General features: G+C 49.4%; 4 protein-coding genes and 1 pseudogene. All 5 read left to right on the top strand.

Annotated features, from left to right (window positions below; all coding sequences use genetic code 11):
* Positions 1-524, top strand: a pseudogene (locus C7A19_RS15585) (ankyrin repeat domain-containing protein); the annotation flags it as partial.
* A 29-nt stretch (positions 525-553) separates the two neighbouring features.
* A complete protein-coding gene (locus tag C7A19_RS08605; protein WP_116644701.1) occupies positions 554-1,513 on the top strand; it encodes a DUF4123 domain-containing protein in 960 nt (319 codons plus the stop codon).
* Positions 1,514-1,515: 2 nt separating this feature from the next.
* Positions 1,516-2,415 carry a DUF4123 domain-containing protein gene (locus C7A19_RS08600; RefSeq protein ID WP_116644700.1) on the top strand — a complete coding sequence of 300 codons (900 nt, stop codon included), beginning with the start codon at positions 1,516-1,518 and terminating at the stop codon, positions 2,413-2,415.
* Entirely contained in the window at positions 2,412-7,241 is a 4,830-nt protein-coding gene (locus tag C7A19_RS08595) for an RHS repeat-associated core domain-containing protein (protein ID WP_116644699.1), read from the top strand. The genes C7A19_RS08600 and C7A19_RS08595 overlap by 4 nt, the downstream gene beginning before the upstream one ends.
* Entirely contained in the window at positions 7,242-7,562 is a 321-nt protein-coding gene (locus C7A19_RS08590) for a hypothetical protein (protein WP_116644698.1), read from the top strand. It abuts the gene before it with no gap.
* Positions 7,563-7,939: the final 377 nt, after the last annotated feature.

Here is a 7,939-nt window from a genome sequence, read left to right as displayed (position 1 = left end):
CAAATTTAACCGATGAATATGGTGAGACGCTGATTTTTGATGTGCCAGACCTAGAAGACAATGACGCACTGAAACTGTTGGTTGAGTTTGGCGCGGATGTAAATGCCAGAAACGGTTTAGGGCAAACACCGCTATTAGATTTCATCAGAGTAAACATGGATGAAGTGCTTTATCTCTTGGATAACGGTGCTGATCCTTTTGTGATAGACAATGGTGGACTGAGTGCAGCCTATTCGGTTCAACAGTCACTAGATAGTATGGATAAATCCAGCGAAGCGTATAAAAAAATGCTGAAAATTCAGCAAAAAATGATTGAGCTCGGTGTACAGTTTCCCGCTTTGACACCATACGGAGAGCGTTTTAGAAACAATATTGTGTACTGTGTTAAGCCAAGAGGCTATCGCCCTCGCGAAGAGTGTGAAGAGGAAGGGACGCATCCTTATCTAAAACCGCAATCCGACTCATCTAAAAAGCAGGATGAAAAGATACTGCGAGAGCGTTATGGCATTGACGCCAAATTATAAATATTAATAGACTCAGTTAGGCATTTTATATGGAAGATACGCATAAAACTCCCTTTGAAGTATTGTCACAATCAAAAGATAAACTGTTTTATTTTATTTTTGATGCTGTGCAAAATCCCGAAGCTAGAACATTCTGGGAAGCGATGGTGTCTGGCAACGATGTGGCGTGGGAGTATCTTTATCAGGGTACAGAGTATGCACACCTTATGGATGCCTCACCACTCATCATTGAGATCAAAGAAGGTAAGCCCGGAGAAACACTACTTTATTGGATCCATGATTATACCCAACGCTTCCCAAATGCTGGTCTTGTTGGCGTTTACAATGGCTCGATGGCTTCGCTTCATTCTCACTGGCAACAATGGGTGAGTATTATCGACAAGTCAGGCACATCCCGAATGCTGCGCTTCTACGGCACCAGTGTATTGCTAGAGCTTTTTGACGTTCTCACCGATGGTCAGAGAGGCGCATTTATAGGGGCGCATGAGGCACTCTATATGCCGGATGTGATTGATGACAAGCCGATGCTTCTACCATGTTGGGACGAGGAAACGGGGTCGCCTTGGGCGCCACAAGACGCTTTGTCGTCGCCCATCGTCTTAACGTCTGAACAGCACGATATCTTCTTCTGGCCAGAAAGAGTTGAAGAGCTAATTACGGCTGTTCACTCTGACTTAGCCCCTAATTACGCTTGGTTACTGAAAAGGCAAAACGTTAGAAACTGCTTTATCGAAGGCCTGCACATTGCCAGTGAAAAATATCCCAATGCGACACGAAATGAGTGGGAAACATTCGCATATACGCGTTTTTACCTAGGCGATAAATTTTATCAGCACCCGGAGTTTGAGCGTTTACTGGCTATTTTCTCGATAAAAAAAGCCATTACTGTGTTTTATAACAAGCACAAAGGCGATGAGTTGCTCAAAACAAAATATACCACCCGCGGATGGTTAGGCATTGAAGGCCGCGCCACACTGATCACAGAGTAAATATGATGCCTAATCAAGCGTCCGAGAATGCACTAATCAATCGGTTATCAGCACCGTTTTGCGCGGTGGTTGATGCCGCTGTATGTCCGCAAGTTTTCCAAGCGATCGATGACGACGCACTCGCGACCCATCGGTTGTATTGGGGCGAAATGGGCGAGATCCACCATTCGCTATCGCCTTACTTATTGGTCAATCCCAGCATCGACTGGCTTGTAGCGCTGAGTGAAGAGCAGCCGAACTGGGGCATCGCCTTTGTGTTTGATGATCCGCTTATCAACCAAGATGAAGAGAGCCTCTTCATTCGTGCGAAGCGTTTTTGGCAAACGTGGATACAGGTTAAAGATACCTATCAACAAACCGTGTTGCTGCGATTGTTCGATAGGCAGGTGTTTCAAGCGCTATGGCACGCCTCGTCAGACACAGAAAAGCAGGCATTAAGCGGGCCGTTTAAATATGCGCTGTTCGGTACACTTAATGATACCGAGGGAGAAACCTTCCCCTTGCGTCCGGAAGCGGCAGATAAGGCCTTCTGTCCGCCCTTGCCGCGTGCGCTGAGCGAGGCGCAATATGCCGCTCTGTTGAATCTATCACTGCCAAAGCAGTATCAAGCCTACAAAACGCATCTACAGACCCACCATGGGCGCACCCATGCATGGTCAGAGGCGCAATGGACGCAATTCATTGAAACTGGTGTGAGCGAAGCAAGCGCCAACGGGTTTCAGCAACAGCAAGATATTGTTCGTTTTCTTAGCTTAAAAATCGAGCTAGGCGATACCTTCTATCAAGAGGCGTGGGCACAGAAGATCATTACCCGACCCATTATCGATGGGCAAAAAACGCCTATGGATCGTCTATTTGAGCAAGCTTTAATTCTACTAGATAAGGAATCTTCGTCGTCATGAGCAGTAATGCAAAGGCCGCTTTGCTCTCGAGTTCACAGGCCGCCCAACAAAACTTTTCAACAGACAACGTATTAGAAGGCGGCTGCGTCGAGTGTGCCTGTGAAACGTTTATTCGTTACCATTACGACGATGATAAGCCCGTGCCCAATGCCCCCTTTGTGTTGACTGATAGCAAAAAAACGCAAATTGAAGGGAAAACCGACGATCAGGGGCTGTGCAAGATCCAGAACATGGGGTGTGGGGGCTATGAGATTTTGCTACAAGAGGGAGACGATGAATTCGAGCCAGAAGAAGTGCTGGCGAACAACCCCGTCCTGCAAGACTCGCCGGAATACGCGGCACTGGCTGGCGAATATTTTGCCCTCTATACCCTTTTAAACCGCAAAGGCTATTTGTCTTACGATGCAGACGACAGCTCGGCCGATAGCATTGACGTTGATCGAAGCTGGACAACGTGGATCCCCGATGACTATGAACCGGCTTATGAGCGGTTTTGGATGCTTCACCGTCAAATAAACCAAGGGACACGCAAGCAAAAAGAAGCGGTTCAAAAAATGTATAGCAGCCTAGCCGGTGAGACGGCAAGTATGGCGCAAGATAATCCCGCTTTATTGTTGTTTGTTGAAATCGCGTTAGGCTGCGTCCCTGTGGTCGGGCAGGCCATGGATTTATATGATTTGGGCGATTGGAGCTGGCGGACTTATGAGCAAGACTCACTAGATAACTGGCATTGGGCCGAGGGAACCTTGATAGCCATCGGTTTCGTGCCTGGGTTAGGGGATGCGGCGAAAAAAACCGGTTGTGCCATTTTAGATGCACTCAAAAAAGCCGATTCTCGGGCAATTCAACTGGCGATGAAAATCATCCGAAGCTTGTCGAATGGCAACCTCGTCAAGTATTTGGCCGATTTTGATAAAACGCTTAACAGTTGCGCCAAGGAAGCGAAAGAGTTAATCAACAAAACCATTTTTGGCTTAGAAAAAGTGGTGATGCAAAGCGATAGCTGGATCCTGCGTCTTGCGTCCGGTGCCATCCTTGGAATGATTGATGGCTTGAAATCCTTGCTTCAAAAAATCGATGACATGCTCGATTGGATCAAAGGAAAATTTGATGAGTTCAAGGGCAAAATTATTACGGTTAAGCCTGGCACCGCGCACCCTAAAGAGACCCTTGAGGCGCCAGAAAACACCAACGCAGGCAAGGCAGACCCTCATCAAGAAAATCAAGACAAGGCTAATCGTCACACCAATGAAACCGACGGGGACGGGGCCTGTCAGCCTTCCAATAAATGTACGGAAAAAGGCGAACCTGTTGATATGCAAACGGGTAAAGCCTTTGAGCTACGGGAAGACTTTACCGTTGCGGCTCATTTGCCTGTGTCACACGAGCGCTACTATCACTCACGCGGAGAGCGTCACACTGGCCTGATGGGTCGCCTATGGCGAAGCAGTTGGGATATCAGTCTGACCATTGAAGGCGACACGGCGTTATGGATAGACAAAGACTATACCCAAGCACGCTTCCCGCTCCCATTTACCGCGACGCCAACCCAATCGGCGATGAAGCCTGATTGGCGTTTACACCGAGATCCATCTGGGCACTTGGTACTTAAGCACAAAACCGGGTTGAGTTATCACTTTGGCTTTGCCGCGGGCAGCGTACTCAAAGTCACCAAAGTCCAAGATAGCTACGGTAACAGCACCCAGTTTGTTTATCAGCACGCCACATTAAAGTGGGTGGTATTAACAGATCAGCGCTTAATCAAGGTTGCCACCGAGCGTAATCGCATTACCGCCTTAACCTTGTGTGAGCGCGATAAAACGGTGATCCGTGAATTGGCGCAGTATCATTATGACGACCAAGGCTTTTTGCTCTCGGTGCGCGCGGAAGCGGGACGGAATTTTGACTACCAATACAATCAAGCCGGTCACCTTATTCGTTGGCAAGATAAGGCTAAGACCTGGGTTGAGCATGATTACGACGAGCAAGGCCGAGCCCTTGCGACACGTTGTGCGGGTGACTACTGGAACGACCACATTCGCTACGACGACGAGCAGCGGATCCATTACTACAAAAATGCGTTTGGTGGCATTACCGCTTACCACTTAGACGAACGCAACCGCGTGGTGAAAACCGTGGCGCCCGATGGTAGCACCATCACTCAAACGTGGGATAACGACAACCTAATTAGCCAAACCAATGCATTGGGTGAGACAACCTTCTATGCCTATGATGATTGGGGGAATGTAACCGACGTGATGCTGCCGGATGGGGCGGTGCATGCTTATCAGTACAGCGAGGAAGGCCATCTACTCGGTTATACCGACCCTGAAGGTGCGACATGGACGTATCAATACAACCCACAAGGGGATGTGATTACCGCAACCGATCCTGAAGGGCGGGAAACCACGCTGACTTATACCCCAGAAGGGCACCGAGAAAGCCTGACGGAGCCCGATGGCACCACCACGCGCTATACCTACAATGAACTCGGGTTATTGGCCCGCGTAGCGCCCCAAGTGGGCATGGGTATGCGGTTTGAATACGATCGCCAAGGGCGGTTATGCCGACGCATCAGTGACAATAACTTGGTCCGGACGTGGCACTACCAAAACGATAGCCTCACCCCAAGCAGCGTTTGTTATGAAGATGGCACTGCCGCTTACTTTGAATACGACATTGAAGGCAATCTGGTCAAAGTCACCGATGCGCTGGGGCATAGCCAGTCGTTCGATTACGATGCGTTTGACTTATTGTCACAGGCGATTGACCCTCTCGGGGCGGTGACTCGCTACCACTACAATGCCGAAGCAGAGTTTGCTGGGGTCACCAACAGTCAAGGCCATGACTGGCGCTACACCTTTGATAAACAAGGACGTGTAGTTAGCCAGCAGCACTATGATAAGCGCGTTGAGCAGTACGAGTACGACGCAGCAGGGCGGCTGAGTCGTCACACCAAACCTGATGGCTATCAACACCAATACGACTACGACCAAGGGGGGCGGGTTAGCCACATCCACACCTTCGATGCGTCGGGCGCACCAGCCGGGCAAACCTGGTACGAATACGACGCGGCCTCGCGCCTGACCTACGCCGAAAATGGTGACGCATGGGTAGGGCTACGCTATAGCCCAGCAGGGTTATTGGTGGAAGAAACCCTTAATGGCACCACACTGGCCTATCAGTACGATGAAGCGGGACGCCGTATAGAGGCCAAAGGCACCGAAACCGCGCGCCAGTATGACTGGCACCATCATCAGCTGACACAGGTGCAAATCGGTGCTCACCAGCCGCTTGATTTTGCTTATACCCCACAAGGGCAAGAGCAACAGCGAGGTAACCAACAAGGTTTTCGTTTAACCCATCAATGGAGTGAGCGAGGCCTACTGACACAACAAGCGCTGGGCCAACACCAAGACCCATTGCGGCGTTACCACTACGATGCCCTTGACCGCTTAATTGGAATCGATGATAACCACCGTGGCAGTCATCGGTTTACGCTTAACCCCAATGGCCAAGTGGTTGGGGCACGACAACAAAAAGCCTCGCAACCTAACGGACGATTTGTGCACCTGTTTGGGTACGACAGCGAACTGAACCTCAATGAGACGGGATTTGCGACCGAATACAGCCAACAGCAACAAGTCGTGTCACTGGCCGATACGCGGGTGCAGCGCCAAAAACGCCGCCATGACCGCGCAGGGCGTGTATTAGAAACTGGCCGTTTTCGCTATCGCTATGATGCCTGCGGCCGCGTGATTGAAAAGACCGAGAACAAAACGGGCTACCGGCCACAGGTGACGCGGTTTAGCTGGAACGCGGATGACCGCTTAACTCACATTGAACTGCCCAACGGCACGCGGTATCGCTACCGCTACGACCCGTTTGGGCGACGCATCGCCAAAGAATGTGCGCAAAGCCAAACACAGACGCACTACCTGTGGGACGGCGCGCATATTGTGCAGCAGCAACAGGCCACCGCTGATGGGCAGGTGTTGCAACAAACCGAATACCTCTACGAGCCCGGCAGCTTCCGCCCGATGGCGCAAGTGACCCACCATGAGCAAGGCAGCGAGCTGCATTACATCGTGACCGACCACGCGGGCACACCGCAAGAGCTGTGTAATGAGCAAGGTGATATTGTCTGGCGGGGAGAGCAAGCGCTATGGGGTCATTACCACGGGCAATCACAACGCCACTGGCAACGACGCGAAGAAGCGGCCAACGACAGTATACAGTGTGACCTTCGCTACCAAGGACAACTCGAAGACCCAGAATCGGGCCTTTACTATAACGTAAACCGTTATTACGATGCAGACAGTGGCCAATACTTAAGCCCTGACCCAATAGGGTTTGCGGGAGGGTTAAGGCCACAGGCGTATGTTGCCAATCCACTAGAGTGGGTGGATCCGTTGGGGCTGGCACCCAATGGATGTAAAGATGACTCAGGAAGACCACTCAGTAGCTCCCAATATTCAGTAGCTTATGAAGCTAAAATCGATGATGAGTATTACCCTGGACGCTCTGACAAAGTTCATTTTCAAGATGCCAATAGGAAATTGCACGAGGCAATGCAAACAGACTCTAGTTTTGCGAAGAGTATGGAAGATATGTATCCAGGTATTAATGACGGAGTTAAACCTGGGCCTCGGGGAGCATATCCAAGGCGTGCACCTGTAAGAGAGTTAACTTGGCATCATCATCCAGATCGACCGGGAGTCATGCAACTGGTGCCATTATCTCAACATCAGGCTCCCGGTTTAGTTCAAGAAAGCTTGCATCCGGGAGGAAAAGGTGGAATGTCCAATTGGGGAGGAGGACGATAAATGATGAAGAAAAAACTAAGAGAAACATTAAGAGAATCAGACAGTATTGATTGGTATTTAGCTTTGTATCTACCTAAAGATGTATCATCTTGGGAACTCGAATCTTTGGCTATGATTGAAGATCCTGATGATGTTAATTCAGATGATCCAGATGATGATCCAGATATCGTTAAAGACGAAGGGTATAGATACGTTATGGGGGTACAAACAGTGCAGTCGATAGTTAAAAACCTGAGTGCTCAAAATATTAACTTTTCAGATGAGGATCTTTTTAAAGCATTTATATATTACTTTAAGTATGATGCTTTTATTAAAGTGTAAGGTATTAATTATGAAATAACCGTCGAAGTTTGTATCTTGGCAATTTATAAAAAGGAGGGTGTTCATAGTTCTGTGTCACCGAGCCATCACAGAACCATGTAATCCTCGATCCGCCCTTCGAGGTTGCTGATTAGCTGCGGCAGCGTCACATTCCAGTTTTGCATTGGAGGTATCTACTTTTTTGATGCCTTCAACATACTTGCGTGCAGCGCCAAAAACGTCGCCATGATCGCGCAGGGCGTGTACTAGACACCCTTAACCCACATTGAACTGCCCAACAGCACGCGGTATCGCTACCGCTACGACCCCTTTGGGCGACGCATCGCCCAAGGTAAGCGGTTAATAAACCCCACATATCCATAAGACACGGGCTTTGC

Origin of the sequence: Salinivibrio sp. HTSP, from assembly GCF_003390965.1 — a bacterium.
GTDB lineage: Bacteria > Pseudomonadota > Gammaproteobacteria > Enterobacterales > Vibrionaceae > Salinivibrio > Salinivibrio kushneri.
The sequence above is the reverse complement of the archived record's forward strand: the minus strand, read 5'-3'. Positions and strand labels throughout refer to the sequence as shown.

What these genes read in the sequence shown, in the direction of transcription:
- C7A19_RS08595 (WP_116644699.1), top strand. Translation starts at nt 2,412, where the DNA reads ATGAGCAGTAATGCAAAGGCCGCTTTGCTCTCGAGTTCACAGGCCGCC.
- C7A19_RS08590 (WP_116644698.1), top strand. Translation starts at nt 7,242, where the DNA reads ATGATGAAGAAAAAACTAAGAGAAACATTAAGAGAATCAGACAGTATT.
- C7A19_RS08605 (WP_116644701.1), top strand. Translation starts at nt 554, where the DNA reads ATGGAAGATACGCATAAAACTCCCTTTGAAGTATTGTCACAATCAAAA.
- C7A19_RS08600 (WP_116644700.1), top strand. Translation starts at nt 1,516, where the DNA reads ATGATGCCTAATCAAGCGTCCGAGAATGCACTAATCAATCGGTTATCA.